Origin of the sequence: uncultured Caulobacter sp. (genome assembly GCF_937900395.1) — a bacterium.
GTDB lineage: Bacteria > Pseudomonadota > Alphaproteobacteria > Caulobacterales > Caulobacteraceae > Caulobacter.
The window spans coordinates 18456-36319 of sequence record NZ_CALCDX010000219.1 but is presented as its reverse complement, the minus strand read 5'-3'; the positions used below and the strand labels follow the sequence as shown (position 1 = coordinate 36319).

Below are 17864 nucleotides of genomic sequence, written 5' to 3'. Positions count from 1 at the left end.
TGGGGTTCAGGTTCGCGCCTAAGCGGCCTTGGCCATCCGCGCCGAGGCGATCGCGTCCTCGATGGCGCTATAGAGCTTGCTAACCTCGACCGGCTTGGCGACGTGGCCTTCCATGCCGGCGGCGAGGTAGTCCTCGACCTGGTGGGCCAGGGCGTTGGCGGTGACGGCGACGATCGGCGTGCGGGTCCGGCCTTCCTGGGCCTCCAGCGCGCGGATGGCGCGGGCGGCCTCGATGCCGTCCATCACCGGCATGTGGATGTCCATCAGGACGATGTCGAACTTGGCGGCCTTCCAGGCCTCGACGCAGGCGGCGCCGTCCGGGACCATGGTCACCTCGGCGCCCAGCGGCGCCAGCACCGCCTCGATGACCTTCTGGTTGGTCGGATTGTCGTCGGCCGCCAGCACGCGCAGCGGCGCCTTGGCGGGGCCCCGCGCCCGGGCCCGAGGACGCGCGACCGCGTGAGCCTCGTCGTCGTCGATATAGTGGACTTCGGTCAAGGTCTCCTCGCGCGGCAGGGCGACGAGGACCGTGAAGGTCGAGCCGCGGCCCTCGCGGCTCTGGACCTTGATCGAGCCGCCCATCAGCGCCGCCAGTTCGCGGCAGATGGCCAGGCCCAGGCCCGAGCCGCCGAAGCGACGGGTGGTCGAACTGTCGGCCTGCACGAACTTGTCGAACAGGCGCGGCAGGATCTCCGGCGCGATGCCGATGCCGGTGTCGGCGACGTCGATCCGCAGGCCCGAACCGTCCTCGGCCGAGGCGAAGCGGAGGGCGACCGCGCCCTCCAGGGTGAACTTCAGGGCGTTGGAAATCAGGTTGCCGAGAATCTGGCGCAGGCGATCGACGTCGCCGCGCCACAGGCCCTGGGCCTCGGGGGCCACCGCGACCTCGAAGGCCAAGCCCTTCTCGCGGGCCTGGTGCGCGTAGCTCTCGCGGATCGACTGGGCCAGCTGGGCGATGTCGAAGGGGCGGTCCTGGATCTCGAGGCGGCCGGCCTCGATCTTGGACAGGTCCAGCACGTCGTTCAGCACCGCCAGCAGCAGGCCGCCCGACTCGCGGATCACGGCCAGGCGCTCGCGCTGGGCGGGCTTGAGCTCGTCCATGTCCATGACCTCGGCCATGGCCAGCACGCCGTTCAGCGGGGTGCGAATCTCGTGGCTCATATTGGCTAGGAAGTGCGATTTCAGGACGTTGGCGGTGTTGGCGTCGTCGCGCGCCTTGACCAGCTCGGCCATGGCGCCGCGCAGGTCGTCGTCATTGGCGCGCAACCGCGCGACCAGGTGGTTGAAGCTGTCGATCAGGCTCTGGAACACGTCATCATCGGCGGCCTGTTCGACCGGCATGAAACGCCCGCCGACGGCGGTCTCGTGCATGGCTTCGGAAAGCCGCTCCATCGGGCGAGCCATGCGCCGCGCCAGCCCGTTGGCCAGCAGGATCGCCAGCCCGGCCGAGCCGAAGAACAGCGCGCCCGTCAGGGCCAGGTCCCGGGCCAGGATCTGGCCGATCCCAGGACGGCGCGCCACCAGGACAACGGCGCCGATCTTGCGGCCGCTGAGCTCGACGGGGCGGGTCAGGGTGTCGACGTCGGCCGGCGCGGGATCGCCGATCTGGGCGATCGTCCGACCGCCGGTGTCGACCATGCGGACGGCCGCAACGCCTGGCGCCTTGGCGACCGCGCTCAACGCGCGATAGACGCCGGCCAGGTTGTTGTCCGCCAGGGGACCAGCGGCGCCGGCGGCGGCCATCTGGGCGAGGACGGCGTGGTTGGCGCGCGACTCCTGCCGCGCCACGCTCCATTGCTGCAGCATGAAGCACAGGCACGCCGCCACGAGCGCGAGCACCGTGGTGGCCAAGGCCACGCCGGCGATTCGCGCCTGGAGGGGCGCGTGGGTCGATTCGCGGCGCGCGCGCGGAGTGTTTCTGTCGCTCATAAGCCCCCAGGGACTCAATCGTAGCGGCACTTTGCCGCAAGGTTCCTAACGCTTCGCTTCCAAAACAGCGCTGGCCGCACGCCACGCCAACGATTGCGTGCATTTACGCGTTGCTTAACCTTAACTTTCTATTTACCTTCTTCGTTAGCGTTTTGTTAATGGAGGCGGGCGTGGAAAAAGTATTTGTGGCTCAACGGGTTGCGACCAAGCTGTTCGCGTCGGAGAAGGCCGTGGACGCGGCGATGGTCGAAACGGCCGAGCTGATGGCCGATCTTGTTAAGGCGCGCAGGGATCTCGGTCTGTCGGCCGTGGTCGGTGATCGGGCGACGGCCAAGCTGGTCGAAGCGCTCTCGGCCCTCGGTGAGGCCCGCTCCGCCATGGTCGAGGCGCACGGTGAGCTGAATGACGTGAAGTTGCGCATCGGCGTGCGCACCAAGATGATCGGTTTCGAAGACAAGCCAGCTGGCCGCGCGGATCGTCAAGACATGAGCGGTCTACGCGAAGTGTCCTGAGAACATTGCAATAGTTTAATATCTCGGGCCTCTAATTCCGGTTAGAGGCCCTTTGCATGTACACCTCGTTCGCGCCGATGATTGGCTGGGCGGTGCTAGTCATCGTTCTGGTGCTGGCCTGCTGGAAAGGCGGCAGCGCCGAGCGCTTGGGTGTCGTGATCGTCCTGGCCGGGGCGGCCTATGCCTTGCTTGTCCACGTGACCGCGCCGAAGAGCGCCACGGCGCTGCTGCTGCTGCTGGGCGAGGGCGTCATGGGAGGCGGCTTCCTGTATCTCGCCTTGCGTTACATGAGCCAATGGCTCGGCGTGGCGATGCTGCTTCAGGCGATCCAGTTCAGTCTGCACGCCTACTATCTGGTGGGCGAGCTGCCGCGGGATCGCACCTACGCGCTTATAAACAACCTCGACTCGATCGGCGTGCTGGCCTGCATCCTCATCGGCACCTTGATGACCTGGCGCCGGCGGGCCTCTGGAAAATAATTTCCTCGCACGGCGATAAAAGCGCTCGCCGCGACAAATCTCTCCTTGCCTTTTGGCCGCGAACGCGGTTTCTCGCCGGCGGGCCACGCCCTCCCAACGGGGCGCAGTCCATCTGTAAGGATGGGAGACATCGCTATGACCACGACCCTCGCCAAGCCGGCGATCCGCCCGGCTCGTCCCGAGTTTTCTTCCGGCCCCTGCGCCAAGCGCCCCGGCTGGACCCCCCAAAATCTCCAGAACGCCGTCCTCGGCCGCTCGCACCGGTCGAAGCTGGGCAAGGCGCGCCTGAAGGCCGCCATCGACCAGACGCGCGAAGTGCTGGAGGTCCCCGCCGACTTCCTGATCGGCATCGTCGCCGGCTCGGACACCGGCGCCGTCGAAATGGCGATGTGGTCGATGCTGGGCGCCCGCCCGGTGCAACTGCTGGCCTTCGAGTCCTTCGGCAAGGACTGGGTCACGGACGTCACCAAGCAACTTAAGCTGCCCGACGTCGAGGTGTTGAGCGCCCCGTACGGCCAGCTGCCCGACACCGCCAAGGTCGATCCGGCCAAGGATCTGGTCTTCACCTGGAACGGCACGACCTCGGGCGTGCGCGTGCCCAACGCCGACTTCATCTCGGCCGACCGTGAAGGCGTCGTGATCTGCGACGCCACCTCGGCGGCCTTCGCCCAGGAGCTCGACTGGGCCAAGCTCGATGTCGTGACCTTCTCCTGGCAGAAGGCTCTGGGCGGCGAGGGCGCGCACGGGATCCTCATCCTGTCGCCGCGCGCCGTGGCCCGCCTGGAAAGGTACACGCCGGCCTGGCCGATGCCGAAGCTCTTCCGCATGACCAAGAACGGCAAGATCGCCGCCGACATCTTCGAGGGCGCGACGATCAACACCCCGTCGATGCTGTGCGTCGAGGATGCGCTGGACGCCCTGAAGTGGGCCGCCTCGATCGGCGGCCTGCAAGCCATGCAGGCTCGCGCCGACCAGAACCTGAAGGTCCTGGCCGACTGGGTCGCCAAGACCCCGTGGGTGGATTTCCTGGCCGCCACGCCGGAGATCCGCTCCAACACCTCGGTGTGCCTGAAGGTCGTGGATCCCAAGATCTGCGCCCTGCCGGAAGACGCCCAGGCCGACTTCGCCAAGAAGCTGGCCAGCCTGCTCGAGAAGGAGGGCGCGGCCCTCGACATCGGCGGTTATCGCGACGCCCCGGCCGGTCTGCGCATCTGGTGCGGCGCCACCGTCGAGGCTTCGGACCTCGAGGCCCTGACGCCCTGGCTCGACTGGGCCTTCGCCACCGTCTCGGCCGAACTGGCCGCCGCTTAACTCGCGCCCTCCCTCCCCCTCGATGGGGGAGGGGTAGGGGTGGGGGTGATCCCCCGCCACATCAGCAAGCACCCCCATCCCAACCCTTCCCCCATCGAGGGGGAAGGGCCCGATATCCGGAGACTGACTCCATGACCGCTCCCCGCGTCCTCATCGCCGACAAGCTCAGCCCCGCCGCCGTCGACATCTTCAAGAACCGCGGCCTGGACTTCGACATCAAGGTCGGCCTGTCCAAGGACGAACTGATCGCCGTGATCGGCGACTATGACGGCATCGCCATCCGCTCGGGCGCCAAGCTCGACAAGGACGTGATCGCCGCCGCCAACCGCCTGAAGGTCATCGCCCGCGCCGGCATCGGCGTCGACAACGTCGACATCCCGGCCGCGACGGCCAAGGGCGTGGTGGTGATGAACACCCCGTTCGGCAACTCGATCACCACGGCCGAGCACGCCATCGCCATGATGTTCGCCCTGGCCCGTCAGATCCCCGCCGCCGACGCCTCGACCCAGGCCGGCAAGTGGGAGAAGAACCGCTTCATGGGCGTGGAGCTCTACGCCAAGACCCTGGGCCTGATCGGCGCCGGCAACATCGGCGGCATCGTCGCCGACCGGGCTCTCGGGCTGAAGATGAAGGTCGTGGCCTACGATCCTTTCCTGTCACCCGAACGCGCCGTCGAGATGGGCGTCGAGAAGGTCGAGCTGGAAGACCTGCTGGCCCGCGCCGACGTCATCACCCTGCACACCCCGCTGACCGACAAGACCCGCAACATCCTGTCGGCCGAAGCGCTCGCCAAGACCAAGAAGGGCGTGCTGATCGTCAACTGCGCCCGCGGCGGCCTGGTCGATGAAGCAGCCCTGCGCAAGCTGCTGGACGAGGGGCATGTCGGCGGCGCGGCCTTCGACGTGTTCACCGTCGAGCCGGCCAAGGAAAACCCACTGTTCGGTTCGGACAAGGTGGTGGCCACCCCGCACCTTGGCGCCTCGACCAGCGAGGCCCAGGAGAACGTGGCCCTGCAGGTCGCCGAGCAGGTCAGCGACTACCTGCTGACCGGCGCGGTTACCAACGCCCTGAACAGCCCCTCGATCACCGCCGAAGAAGCCCCCAAGCTGAAGCCGTTCGTGGCCCTGGCCGAGAAGATCGGCGCCTTCGCCGGCCAGATGGTCGACTTCGGCATCAAGGCCATCGACATCGCCTACGAGGGCGAGGTCAGCAACCTCAACGTCAAGCCGATGACCTCGGCGGCCCTGGCCGGCGTGCTGAAGCCGATGCTGGCCGAGATCAACATGGTTTCGGCCCCGGCCGTGGCCAAGGAGCGCGGCATCACCGTCTCGGAGAGCCGCCAGGAAGTCAGCCCCACCTATGACAGCCTGATGCGCGTGACCATCACCACCGAGAAGGGCAAGCGCGCCTTCGCCGGCACGGTGATCGCCGGCGCGCCGCGCATCGTCGAGGTCAAGGGCATGGAGCTGGACGCGGCCTTCTCGCCGGCCATGCTGTACATCAACAACCTGGACAAGCCGGGCTTCATCGGCGCCCTGGGCGGCCTGCTGGGCGAGGCGGGCGTCAACATCGCCACCTTCAACCTGGGTCGCGTGGCCGCCGACGAGGACGCCATCGCCCTCGTGGGCGTCGACCAGGCGCCGGACGCGGCCCTGCTGGGCAAGATCCAGGCTCTGCCGCACGTCAAGGAAGCGCGCGCCCTGACGTTCTGATTATAGATGCTCCCCCGCGATGCGGGGGAGCTGTCACCCCCGGGTCGCGCGAAGCGCGCGCCCGAGGATAAACTCCGCGACTGAGGGGGCCAATGCGGCATAAGTCCAGCTAGCCCCCTCCGGCCCTCTGGGCCACCTCCCCCGCAAGGCGGGGGAGGAGCTTGTCAAAAGGCCCCGCATGTCCCTGCTCGTTCCGCGCAAGATCAACTGGCTGGGCCTGGCCGCCTTCGTCGCCGCCGTGGCGTTCACGCTTTACGCGGCCCTGGCGCCCGGCGACGACACCGCTGGCCTGATCCCGTGGGACAAGGCCAAGCACTTCATCGTCTTCTACGGCCTGACCTTCCTGGCGACCATGGCCCTGCCCAGGAGCCGTTACTGGAAGATCGGCGTGGTGCTGTTGGGCTTCGGCGTCGCCATCGAGATCCTGCAGGGCCTGCCGGTCATCGGCCGTGACGCTGACGTGTTCGACATCGTCGCCGACACCTGCGGCATCGGCTTCTTCTTCGGCCCGATCATCGCCACCCAGTGGATGAACCGGGACGGCTAGGCCGGAAATCCTCCCCGCTGGAGGACGATTGATCAGAAGCTATCCACCCGCACCGCCCAAGGCCGGCTCGCGCCAGCCGCCGCATCCAGTCCGCCCAGGATCCAGCGCCGGGTGTCGGCCGGGTCGATGACCGCGTCGATCTCCAGGGCCGCGGCCATGCTGGTCGCCTTGCCGGCCGCGTAGAGCTTGGCCACCAGCTGGTCGTAGAGCGCCTTCTGCTTGACCGGATCGGTCTGCGCTTCCAGCTCCTTGCGGTAGCCCAGCTTGACCGCGCCCTCCAGGCCCATGCCGCCGAACTCGCCCGTCGGCCAGGCGGCGATGAAGGCCGGGGCATGGAACGACCCGCCGGCCATGGCCTGCGCCCCGAGGCCATAACCCTTGCGGGTGACCACCGTGAACAGGGGCGAGCGCAGCTTGGCCCCGGCGATGAACTGGCGGCTGACGCGGCGCACGGCGGCGGCGTCCTCGCTGTCCGGTCCGACCATGAAGCCCGGGGTGTCGCACAGGCTCAGCACCGGCAGGGCGAAGGCGTCGCACAGCTGCAGGAACCGGGCGGCCTTCTCGGCCCCCTCGCAGTCGATGGCCCCGCCCAGGTGTCGCGGATCGTTGGCGATCAGCCCCATCGGCCGGCCTTCGATGCGGACGAGGCCCGTGACCATGCCGGCCGCGAAGCCGCCGCGCAGCTCCAGGAACGTCCCCTCGTCGACCAGGCCGTTGACGAGGCTCCGCACGTCATAGACCCGTAGCCGGTTCTCCGGGATCGCCTGGCGCAGGCGCCGCTGGTCAGGCGCGGTCCAGGTCGAGAGCGGGCCCTGAAAGTAGGACAGCGCCTGCTTGGCCAGCGTCGTGGCGTGGGCCTCGTCCTCGGCCAGGATGTCGATGACCCCGTTGCGCCACTGATGGGCCGAAGGGCCGATCGCCTCGGGCCGGAAGACGCCTAGCCCGCCGCCCTCGATCATCGCCGGCCCACCCATGCCGAGATTGCTGTCCCGGGTGGCGATGATGATCTCCGACAGGCCGGCGATGGCGGCGTTGCCGGCGAAGCAGCGGCCGGCGACGATGGCGATCTTGGGGACCAGGCCCGACAGCTGGGCGAAGCTCCTGAACGTCGGCACGTCCAGCCCCGCCACCGCCGTGGTGTCGGTGTCGCCGGGCCGCCCGCCGCCGCCCTCGGCGAACCACACGACCGGCAGCTTCTGGTCGGCGATCACGCTCATCAGCCGGTCGGACTTGCGGTGGTTCATCGCGCCCTGCGTGCCCGCCAGCACGGTGAAGTCATAGGCCAGCGCCGCCGTGCGCGCCTTGTCGGGCGGGAAGAGCGCGCCGTTGACGGTCCCGATCCCGGTGATCAGGCCGTCGGCGGGGGTATTGGCGATCAGGTCCTCGGTCGAGCGCCGCCGCTTCTGGGCGGCGACGGCCAGGGCTCCGTACTCCAGGAAGCTGCCGGGATCGACCAGGTCGTCGATGTTCTCCCGCGCCGTGCGGTGGCCGGTCTTGCGGCGACGGGCGACCGCGTCGGGGCGGGCCTCGTCCAGGGTGTGACGATGGCGAGCGATGACCTCGGCCAGGTCCGGGCGGATCGCATCGAGATTCTCGGCGGCCGTCTCGACCGCGACGCCGCCTTCGACCTCGGCCGGCTCCAGCAGGATCAGCGGCTGGCCCTCGGCCACGGTCTGACCCGGCTCGACCAGGATCGCCAGCACCTGGCCGCCGGTCTCGGCGGGAACGAGGTGCTCCATCTTCATCGCCTCCAGCACCGCCAGGGCCTGGCCGGGCCGAACCAGGTCGCCGACGGCCGCCGCCACCGATCCGACCGTGGCCGCCAGCGGGGCGAGGGCGGCCAGGGCGCCCGCCGGCGTTTCGAACGTCCGCGTCTCGGCGACGGCGGGCGACAGGGCCTGCGCGTGAACCACCAGGTCGGCGGCGTGGCGGGCGATGAAGCCGGTGGTCGCCTCGCTTACCTCGGGATGGCCCAGGATCGCCCGGATCAGCGGGGCGGTGGTGGCGACGTCGCCGATCTCGAACTCGGCGAGCGCCCGATCCAGGCGCGCGGCGGCCTCGCGCGGCGTGCGGCCCCGCGCGATCACCTTGGCCAGCAGGCTGTCGTAGGATCCGCCGACGCCCTGGCCCGCCGTCGCTCCGGCGTCGACCCGCACGCCCGGACCGCCGGGCGGCGCCCAGGCGCTCAAGGTCCCGCTGGACGGCTTGACCTGGCCGTCGGCGGTCAGGGTCTCGGCGTTGATCCGCGCCTGGATGGCCACGCCGAAGGTGGGCGGGGCGGTGGTCAGGGAAAGGTCGGCCAGCGTGGCTCCAGCCGCCAGGTCCAGCTGCAGGCGGACCAGATCCAGGCCCGTGACCTCCTCGGTGACCGTGTGCTCGACCTGCAGGCGCGGATTGACCTCGATGAAGTAGGGCTCGCCGGTCTCGACGTCGATCAGGAACTCGACGGTCGCCAGGCCGCGATAGCCGGCGCACAGGCGCTCGGACCAGCCGGCCAGCAGGGCGGCCAGGTTGTCGGGCAGGACGGCCGGGGCGATCTCGACCAGTTTCTGGTTGCGCCGCTGCAGGGAGCAGTCGCGGTCGCCCAGGGCCAGCACCTCGGCGCCGTCGCCGACGATCTGGACCTCGACGTGGCGAGCCCGTTCGATCCGCTTCTCGGCATAGAGCCCGCCGTCGCCGAACGCGGCCACGGCCTCGCGTTCGCAGGCGGCGTAGGCCGCGTCCAACTCGCCGGGGTCCAGCACCACCCGCATGCCGCGCCCGCCGCCGCCGGCCCGGGCCTTCAGCAGGATCGCCCCGTGCTCGGCCTGGAAGACGCGGGCCGCCTCCAGGTCGATCGGGCCGGTCCCGGGGATCAGCGCCAGGCCGCGCTCGGCGGCGAGCGCCCGGGCGGCGGCCTTGTCGCCGAAGGTCGCCAGATGCTCGGGCGAGGGGCCGACGAAGGTGATCCCCGCCGCCGCGCAGGCCCGCGCCAAGCTGGGGTTCTCCGACAGGAAGCCGTAGCCGGGATGCAGGGCCTGGCAGTCCCTCGTCTTGGCGGCGGCGACGATGGCCTCGATGTCGAGATAGGCCTTGGCCCCGGTTCCGGGCAGGGCGACCGCCTGGTCGGCGGCGGCCACGTGGAGGCTGGCCGCGTCGTCGGCCGCGAACACCGCCACGCTCTCGATCCCGGCCTCCGCCGCCGCGCGGGCGATGCGGACGGCGATCTCGCCGCGATTGGCGATCAGGACGCGGGACAAGGACATGGCGGGCTCACTTCATACGGCCGTTTGAGACACTTTGGCCGGTCGCGACCGACTCTCCAAGGCTTGACTCTCCCGCGCCTGAAGATCAGAACAAAAGTGGAACATGGAGTGTGCGATGGCCGGATCGCGCGAGGCGCGTCTTGCGGCCCTGAGAGGCCGGATCGCCGCGATCGAAGCGGGGACTCGGACTCCGACTCCGGTCCTGCCGTTCGGCGATCCGGCCATCGACGCCTGCTTTCCGGGCGGCGGCCTGCCGCTGGGCGCCTGGCACGAGGTGGTCGGCGCGGGGCTGGAGGGCGAGACCGGCGCGGCCCCGGCGGCCTTCGCCAGCCTGTTGCTGAAGCCTCTAGTCACGACCGGCGTCGTGGTCTGGGTGGCGCGGCGAAGCGACCTGTTCGCGCCGGGCCTCGCCGGCCTGGGCTTCCCCGCCCAGCGGCTGATCCAGGTCCGGGCCCGTGACGAGGCCGAGGTGCTGTCGGTGCTGGAGGACGCGCTTTCCACACAAGGGGTGAGCGCGGCCGTCGGCGAGGCCGAGGCCCCGGACCTGACCGCCGGCCGCCGCCTGCAGTTGGCCTGCGAGAAGCGCGGTGGCCTGGGGCTGCTGCTGCATCGCCGGCCCTATGGCGGCCAAGTGGGGAGAGGAGGGGCGGGGGAAGGGCCTCGGACGGTGTCCGGCTCGGCCTCGTTCAGTCGTTGGCGGATCGGACCGCAGCCCAGCGGCGCGCCGCCCGACGACATTGGCCTGGGACCGCCGCGCTGGCGGGTCGAACTCGAGCGCTGCCGGGGCGGACGTTCCGGCGGCTGGATCTTGGAAGCGCAGGAGGCCGGCCATGGCCCGCATCCTTTCCGTCTGGTGTCCCAACTGGCCGATCACGACGTGGCGCCGGCGGAACCCGGGTGGCGTAAAGCCGGCTGACGGCGCGGTAAAATCCTCCCCCCAAAGGGGGAGGTGGTCCGAAGGACCGGAGGGGGAAGTGGCCGGGCCAGCAGGACTTCCCCCTCCGTCGCCTGCGGCGACACCTCCCCCGCTAGGGGGAGGATCTGTTGAGCCCCCCCTCGCTCTGCTCGTATCCGAACGCGGAACCCGCCGCCTCGCCGCCGTCGACCAGGCCGCCCGCGCCCTGGGCCTCTTCCCCGGCCAGAAGGCCGCCGACGCCCTGGCCCTGGTCCCGGACCTTCTGACCTTCGACCACGACCCCGCCGCCGACCGCGCGGCGCTGGAGGCGCTCTGCGACTGGTGCGTGCGGTTCTCGCCGGCCGTGGCGATCGACGGCGAGGACGGCCTGCTCCTGGACATCACCGGGACCGATCACCTGTGGGGCGGGGAGGCGGCCATGCTGGTCGACCTCGTCGCGCGGCTGGCGCGTTGGGGCGTGCCGGCGCGGGCGGCGATCGCCGACACGGCCGGGGCGGCCTGGGGCTTGGCCCGCTACGGCGAGGATCTGGCCGTCGTCGCGCCCGGTGGTCAGCGCGAAGCCCTGGCCGACCTGCCCGTCGCCGCCCTTCGCCTGGACGAGGCGGCCGAGGCCCAGCTGCCGCGCCTGGGCCTGCACCGCGTGGGCCAGCTCTACGGCCTGCCGCGCGCCCAGCTGGCCAAGCGGTTCGGGTTTGGCTTCACGGCCCGCCTCGACCAGGCCCTTGGCGCGGCGAGCGAGGCCCTGACCTTCCGCCGGCCGGCCAGTCCCTGGTTCGACCGCCTGGCCTTCTTCGAGCCGATCAGCGCGCCCGAGGATCTGGCCCGCGTCGCCGCCGACGCCCTTGAGCTGATCTGCGCCCGGCTGGAGGCCGAGGGGCGCGGGGCCAAGCGCTTCGAGGTCGTGTTCCACCGCCTGGACGGCCAGGCCTTTCCCGTGCGCGCGGGCCTCGCCCGTATCGGTCGCGACGCCAAGCGCCTGGCCAAGCTGATCGTCCCCAAGCTGGACAAGGTCGATCCGGGCTTCGGGATCGAGGTCGTCACCGTCCACGCCGCCGGGGTCGAGCCCCTGGCCGCCGTCCAGGCCGGACTGGACAAGGCGGCGGGCGCCGGCCTCGACGAGACCCTGGCCCCGCTGATCGACCGGCTGGTCAACCGTCTGGGCGAGGCCCGCGTCTGGCGCGCCGATCCCTATGAGAGCCACGTGCCCGAACGCGCGGTGGTCCGCGCCGCGCCCCTGGACCCGCCGCCCGCCGCGGCCTGGGATCCCGACCGTCCCCGCCCGGTGAGGCTGTTCAAGAGGCCCGAGGCGATCACGGTCCTGGCCAAGGTGCCCGACGACCCGCCGGTGTCCTTCACCTGGCGGGGGCGGTCCCACCGCGTGCGCCGCGCCGAGGGGCCCGAGCGCATCGCCCAGGAATGGTGGCGGGTCGAGCTCGACGAGACGGGACCGGGCAAGATCCGCGACTACTACCGCGTCGAGGACGAGGCGGGCGGGCGGTACTGGATCTTTCGGCAAGGGCTGTTTGGCGCGGAAGACGCGCCGAAGTGGTGGATCCATGGCCTGTTTGGGTGAGGCGCGGCCAGTTCCTCCCCCGCGTGCGGGGGAGGTGGCCCAGAGGGTCGGAGGGGGCCAGCATGGCCGCGCTCCAGTTAGCCCCCTCCGTCGGCTCCGCCGACACCTCCCCCGCGAGCGGGGGAGGAACTGATGGCGCGCCCCCCCGCCTACGCCGAGCTTCAGACCACCAGCAACTTCTCCTTCCTGCGCGGCGCCTCGCACGCCGAGGAGCTGGCCATCGCCGCCGAGGCGCTGGGACTGAAGGCCGTCGGGATCGCCGACCGCAACAGCCTGGCCGGGGTGGTGCGCGCCTGGACGGCGGCCAAGCGGCGCAACGTCCGGGTCCTGACCGGCTGCCGGCTGGACTTCATGGACGGGACGCCCAGCCTGATCTGCTACCCGACCGACCGCGAGGCCTTCGCTCGGCTCACCCGTCTGCTGACCCTGGGCCAGCGCCGGGCGCAGAAGGGCCAGTGCCACCTGAGTTGGGCCGATTTCCTGGATCATGCCGACGGGCAGCTCGGCCTGATCGTCCCGCCCCGCACGCTGGACGAGGCGTTCAAGCGGGACCTCACCCGCATGGCCGGCGACCTGTCCGGTCGGTCCTGGCTGGCGGCCAGTCGCGCCTACGCCGCCCAGGACCTGAAGCGGCTTTCCCGCCTCGACGCCCTGGGCCGGACGGCGGGGGCGCCGATCGTGGCGACCAACGACGTGCTCTATCACGGCCCCGAGCGGCGGCCGCTGCAGGACGTCATCACCTGCGTGCGCGAGCACTGCGCGATCCACGAGGCGGGCTTCCGGCTGGAGGCCAACGCCGAGCGCCACCTGAAGTCGGCGGACGAAATGGCCCGCCTGTTCGAACGCTGGCCGCGCGCGGTCGAGCGCACGGTCGAGATCGTCGAGCGGATCGGCTTCGACCTCGGCCAGATCAAGGAGCAATACCCCGACGAGCCGGTGCCGCCCGGCAAGTCGGCGATGCAGCACCTGACCGACCTGACCTGGCAGGGCGCGGCCTGGCGATATCCGAACGGCGTGCCGGACAAGGTGAAGGCCCAGCTGGAGGAAGAGCTGCGGCTGATCGCCAAGATGGACTACCCCAACTACTTCATCACCGTGCACGACATCGTGCGCGAGGCGCGGAAGATGGGGATCCTGTGCCAGGGGCGCGGCTCGGCGGCCAATTCCTCGGTCTGCTACTGCCTGGGCGTCACGGCGATCGACCCGACCGAGCACCGCCTGTTGTTCACCCGCTTCATCTCCGAGAACCGCGGCGAGCCGCCGGACATCGACGTCGACTTCGAGCACGAGCGGCGCGAGGAGGTGATGCAGTATGTCTACGAGCGCTATGGCCGTGAGTATGCCGCCATCTGCGGCACGGTGATCCACTACCGCCCCCGCAGCGCCATCCGCGACGTCGGCAAGGCCCTGGGCCTGACCGAGGACGTCACGTCCCTGCTGGCCGGCACGGTCTGGGGGAGCTGGGGCGACGGCCTGCCCGAGGAGCACCTGCGCAACGCGGGCCTGGATCCCGACGCGCCGGAGATCGCGCGCGCCGTGGCGCTCGCCACCGAGCTCCTGAAGTTCCCGCGCCACCTGTCCCAGCACGTCGGCGGTTTCGTCCTGACCAAGCGGCGCCTGGACGAGACCGTGCCGATCGGCAACGCGGCCATGAAGGACCGCACCTTCATCGAGTGGGACAAGGACGACATCGACAGCCTGGGACTGATGAAGGTGGACGTCCTAGCGCTGGGCATGCTCAGCGCCATCCAGCGGGCGATGGGCATGCTGCGCGAGGACCACGGCCAGGACTGGCTGCAAGACCTGGCCGACACCCCCAAGGAGGTCCCGGGCGTCTACGACATGCTGTGCAAGGCCGACAGCGTCGGGGTATTCCAGGTCGAGAGCCGGGCCCAGATGTCGATGCTGCCGCGCCTGAAGCCGCGCAAGTTCTACGACCTGGTGATCGAGGTGGCGATCGTGCGCCCCGGGCCGATCCAGGGGGACATGGTCCATCCGTACCTCAAGCGGAAGAACGGCATCGAGCCGGTGGAGTGGCCCGCGCCCTCGCCCGAGCACGGCCCGGCGGACGAGCTGAAAGGCATCCTGGGCAACACCTTCGGCGTGCCGCTGTTCCAGGAACAGGCCATGAGTCTCGCCATTGAGGCGGCCAAGTTCACGCCCGACGAGGCCGACGGCCTGCGCAAGGCCATGGCCACCTTCCGCAACCTCGGCACCCCGGCCGAGTATCGCGACAAGTTCGTCGAGGGCATGGTCCGGCGCGGCTACCAGCGCGACTTCGCCGAGCGCTGCTTCAAGCAGATCGAGGGCTTTGGCCACTACGGCTTCCCGGAAAGCCACGCGGCCAGCTTCGCCAAGCTCGTCTATGTCTCGGCCTGGATCAAATGGGCCTGGCCGGACGTGTTCTGCGCGGCCCTGATCAACTCCCAGCCGATGGGCTTCTACCAGCCGGCCCAGCTGGTCCGCGACGCGCGCGAGCACGGGGTCGAGGTCCTGCCGCCGGACATCCTGGCCAGCGACTGGGACTGCACGCTGGAGCGGGGCGCCGCGTATGAGGGCTTCCGGCCCCGGGCCGACAAGATCGCCGACTACGCCAACCGCCAGAACTGGAAGGCCGTCCGCCTGGGCTTCCGCCAGATCAAGGGATTGAAGAAGGCCGACGTCGCCGTCCTGGCCAAGGCCCGCGAGGAGGGCGCTCGCACGCCGGGCGAGTTCGCCCAGGGTGGTGTTCCCCAACGCGCGCTGGAGCTCTTGGCGGAGGCCGACGCCTTCGCCGGGGTGGGGATCTCGCGGCGCGAGGCGCTGTGGGCGGTCAAGGGGCTGAAGGGCGAGCACAAGGCCCCGGTCCAGGCGCCGCTGCTGGCGGGCCTGCCCTTGTTCGAGGACAGGGTCGCCCTGCCGGCCATGGCCGCGCCCCAGGAGGTGGCCGAGGACTACCGCACCACCAGCCTTTCCCTGAAGGCCCACCCGATCGGCTTCTATCGACCCATGCTGCAGCGGCGTGGGGTGATCACGGCCGAGCGGCTGTCGACCCTGAAGGACGGCGCCCGCGTCTCGGTGGCGGGCCTCGTTTTGATCCGCCAGCGGCCGGGCACGGCCAAGGGCGTGGTGTTCGTCACCCTGGAGGACGAGACCGGCGTCGCCAACGCGGTGGTCTGGAAAGACCGCTTCGAGGTCGACCGCAACCTCGTGATGACCGCCTCGTTCCTGGTCGTCCACGGCCGGGTGCAGCGCGCCGACGGGGTGATCCACGTGGTGGCCGAGGGCTTTACCGATCTCTCGGCGCACCTGTCCAGCCTGCGTGACGAACCCGGCGCGCCCGCCCCCCGCGTGCGGCAGAAGGTGTCCGGGCGGCTGCTGCGGAGCCGGGATTTCCATTGAGGGGAGGGCGTTGCTAAACCCCTCTTCCAGAGGGAGAGGGCGGGGCCCGCCGCGCAGCGGTGGGAGGGTGAGGGGGCAGAGGGCTTTTACGGGGCGCGGCAAATCCTCCGACCTCCCCGGCGAAAGCCGGGGCCCAGATCGAACCCGCTAACGTCGAGGCGCTCGCAAGGGCGCGTGGCGCGTCCGCCCCAACCGCTCCGGATGAATCTGGGCCCCGGCATTCGCCGGGGAGGTCGGATGCTTGTTGGTTTCGCGCGTCCGCCCTCCTTCTCCTCCGAGAAGGAGTCCTCCTTACATCTCACGGCGAGACGATCGCAGGGCTGTTCGGGTTGCTCAAGGACGGCGCGGAGCGCCGCCGCGGCGCGGCCGGCCGGAGGCCGGTCCTTGACCAACCCGACCAGCCCTACACGCTGCAGCCTCCAAGAGATTTAAGGCTCGCACCGACCTGGAAGGTCGGTTTGCGACCCATTGCGGACGCCGCGCGAAATCCCTCTCTCAAAGAGAGAGGGATTTCAACGCGTTCGCTAACCACCCATAGCTGACGTCCACGCCTCTCCCCGGGAGGGCGCCTCCCTCACCCCGGCAGCGCGTAACCCTCCTCCGTCAACCGCTTGCGGATGACCTTCTTGTCGATCTTGCCGGTCGCGCCCAGCGGGATGTCTTCGACGAACAGTACGTCGTCGGGGGTCCACCACTTGGCGATCTTGCCTTGCAGGAAGTCGAGGAACTCGATCCGCGTCGCGGTCTCGCCGGGCTTGAGCTTGATCAGCAGCACCGGGCGCTCGTCCCACTTGGGGTGCGGGACGCCGACCACGGCGGCGAGGGCGGCCTTGGGGTGGCCGACGGCGATGTTCTCGATCTCGATCGTGCTGATCCACTCGCCGCCCGACTTGACCACGTCCTTGGCGCGGTCGGTGATCTGCATAAAGCCTTGCGGATCGATCGTGGCGACGTCGCCGGTGTCGAAATAGCCCTCGGCGTCGAGGATGTTCCCGCCCGCGCCCTTGAAGTACTCGCCGGCGATGATCGGCCCGCGGATCTTCAGGTGGCCGAAGGCCTTGCCGTCGTGGGGCAGGGGCTTGTCGTCGTCATCCTTCAGGCAGATCTCGACGCCCAGCGGCGGGCGGCCCTGCTTCAGGCGCCAGGGCATCTGCTGGTCGTAGGGGAGCTTGCTGAGCGCGTCGGTCATCACCGACAGGGTGCCGACCGGCGAGGTCTCGGTCATGCCCCAGGCGTGGACCACCTCGACGCCGTAGTTGTCGTGGAAGGCGCGGATGATGCTCTCGGGGCAGGCCGCCCCGCCGATCACCACCTTCTTCAGGGTGGTGATCTTGCCGTTGGTGCTCTCCAGGTGATGCAGCAGCATCTGCCAGACGGTCGGTACGGCGGCCGAGAAGGTGACGCCCTCGGTCTCCAGCAGCTCGTGAATCGAGGCGCCGTCCATCTTGGCGCCGGGCATGACCATCTTGGCCCCGGTCCCGGGCGCGGAGAAGGTCACGCCCCAGGCGTTGGCGTGGAACATCGGCACCACCGGCAGCACCACGTCCTTCTGCGACAGACCCATCACGTCCGGCTGCAGGGTGATGAAGGTGTGCAGGAAGTTCGAGCGGTGCGAGTAGAGCACCCCCTTGGGGTCGCCCGTGGTGCCCGAGGTGTAGCAGAGGCCGGCGGCCGTATCCTCCGGGAACCCGCCCCAGGCGACGTCCGGCGAGTGCTGCTCAACCAGGTCTTCGTAGCACAGCAGGCCCTTGAAGCCCGGCGCGTCGCCGGCCGGGGCGAAGTCGGCCGGCATGTGGTCGCGGTCGGTGAAGACCACCACGTGCTCGACGCTGGGAATGTGATGCAGGATCTGCTTGAGGATCGGCAGGAAGGTCAGGTCGGTGAAGATCATCCGGTCGCCGGCGTGGTCGGCGATCCAGGCGATCTGCTCGGGGAAGAGGCGCGGGTTCAGGGTGTGGCAGATCATGCCCAGGCCCATGATCCCGTACCAGGCCTCCATGTGCCGACCGGTGTTCCAGGCCAGGGTCCCGATGCGGTCGCCGGGCTTCATGTCCAAGGCCAGCAGGGCGTTCGACACCCGCTTGGCGCGGTCGCGCATCTGGCCGTAGGTGGTGCGCACGATCGGCCCCTCGACGGACCGGCTGACCACCTCGCGATCGGCGTGCCAGCGCGCGGCGTGGTCCATGATCTTGTCGAGGGTCAGCGCCCCATGCTGCATCAGCCCATACATCGGCTGTTTCTCTCCCGGTTGATTATCGT

The 17864-nt window shown here is 70.0% G+C and carries 11 protein-coding genes and 1 pseudogene; 9 read left to right on the top strand and 3 right to left on the bottom strand.

The genetic code is table 11. The features are described from left to right. Positions 1 to 18: 18 nt before the first annotated feature. Positions 19 to 2032, bottom strand: a pseudogene (locus tag Q0379_RS19990) (ATP-binding protein). A gap of 67 nt (positions 2033 to 2099) precedes the next feature. Here Q0379_RS19990 and Q0379_RS19985 point away from each other — a divergent pair. The 5 genes from Q0379_RS19985 (at position 2100) to Q0379_RS19965 (ending at position 6490) form a co-directional block, all read left to right on the top strand. After that, complete coding sequence (locus tag Q0379_RS19985) at positions 2100 to 2441, top strand: hypothetical protein (protein ID WP_299015875.1); 342 nt, start codon at positions 2100 to 2102, stop codon at positions 2439 to 2441. Positions 2442 to 2497: 56 nt separating this feature from the next. Beyond that, the gene (locus Q0379_RS19980; RefSeq protein ID WP_299015839.1) at positions 2498 to 2920 is read left to right on the top strand and encodes a hypothetical protein; all 423 of its coding nucleotides are present in this window, start codon (positions 2498 to 2500) and stop codon (positions 2918 to 2920) included. A gap of 135 nt (positions 2921 to 3055) precedes the next feature. Continuing rightward, on the top strand, positions 3056 to 4231 hold the full coding sequence (locus Q0379_RS19975) for a phosphoserine transaminase (RefSeq protein ID WP_299015837.1): 1176 nt from the start codon (positions 3056 to 3058) through the stop codon (positions 4229 to 4231). A gap of 131 nt (positions 4232 to 4362) precedes the next feature. Next, entirely contained in the window at positions 4363 to 5943 is a 1581-nt protein-coding gene (gene serA / locus Q0379_RS19970) for a phosphoglycerate dehydrogenase (protein WP_299015835.1), read from the top strand. A gap of 178 nt (positions 5944 to 6121) precedes the next feature. Continuing rightward, positions 6122 to 6490, top strand: a complete 369-nt coding sequence (locus Q0379_RS19965) for a VanZ family protein (protein ID WP_299015833.1) — start codon at positions 6122 to 6124, stop codon at positions 6488 to 6490. Positions 6491 to 6522: 32 nt separating this feature from the next. Here the strand turns inward: Q0379_RS19965 and Q0379_RS19960 are convergent, their stop codons facing one another. Then, positions 6523 to 9735, bottom strand: coding sequence for a carboxyl transferase domain-containing protein (locus Q0379_RS19960; RefSeq protein ID WP_299015830.1), 3213 nt, complete (start codon positions 9733 to 9735; stop codon positions 6523 to 6525). A gap of 103 nt (positions 9736 to 9838) precedes the next feature. Here Q0379_RS19960 and Q0379_RS19955 point away from each other — a divergent pair, with 103 nt between their 5' ends. The 4 genes from Q0379_RS19955 to Q0379_RS19940 all read left to right on the top strand — a co-directional run bounded on the left by Q0379_RS19955 (position 9839) and on the right by Q0379_RS19940 (position 15993). Continuing rightward, complete coding sequence (locus tag Q0379_RS19955) at positions 9839 to 10651, top strand: ImuA family protein (RefSeq protein ID WP_299015827.1); 813 nt, start codon at positions 9839 to 9841, stop codon at positions 10649 to 10651. Further along, positions 10566 to 12224, top strand: a complete 1659-nt coding sequence (locus Q0379_RS19950; RefSeq protein ID WP_299015824.1) for a DNA polymerase Y family protein — start codon at positions 10566 to 10568, stop codon at positions 12222 to 12224. The genes Q0379_RS19955 and Q0379_RS19950 overlap by 86 nt, the downstream gene beginning before the upstream one ends. Before the next feature lie 132 nt (positions 12225 to 12356). Then, the gene (locus Q0379_RS19945; RefSeq protein WP_299015821.1) at positions 12357 to 15605 is read left to right on the top strand and encodes an error-prone DNA polymerase; all 3249 of its coding nucleotides are present in this window, start codon (positions 12357 to 12359) and stop codon (positions 15603 to 15605) included. Positions 15606 to 15900: 295 nt separating this feature from the next. Next, positions 15901 to 15993, top strand: coding sequence for a hypothetical protein (locus Q0379_RS19940; RefSeq protein ID WP_299015872.1), 93 nt, complete (start codon positions 15901 to 15903; stop codon positions 15991 to 15993). 186 nt (positions 15994 to 16179) lie between these two features. On the opposite strand, the gene Q0379_RS19935 is transcribed toward Q0379_RS19940, so the two are convergent. After that, positions 16180 to 17835 carry a long-chain-fatty-acid--CoA ligase gene (locus Q0379_RS19935; protein ID WP_299015818.1) on the bottom strand — a complete coding sequence of 552 codons (1656 nt, stop codon included), beginning with the start codon at positions 17833 to 17835 and terminating at the stop codon, positions 16180 to 16182. Positions 17836 to 17864 lie beyond the last annotated feature (29 nt).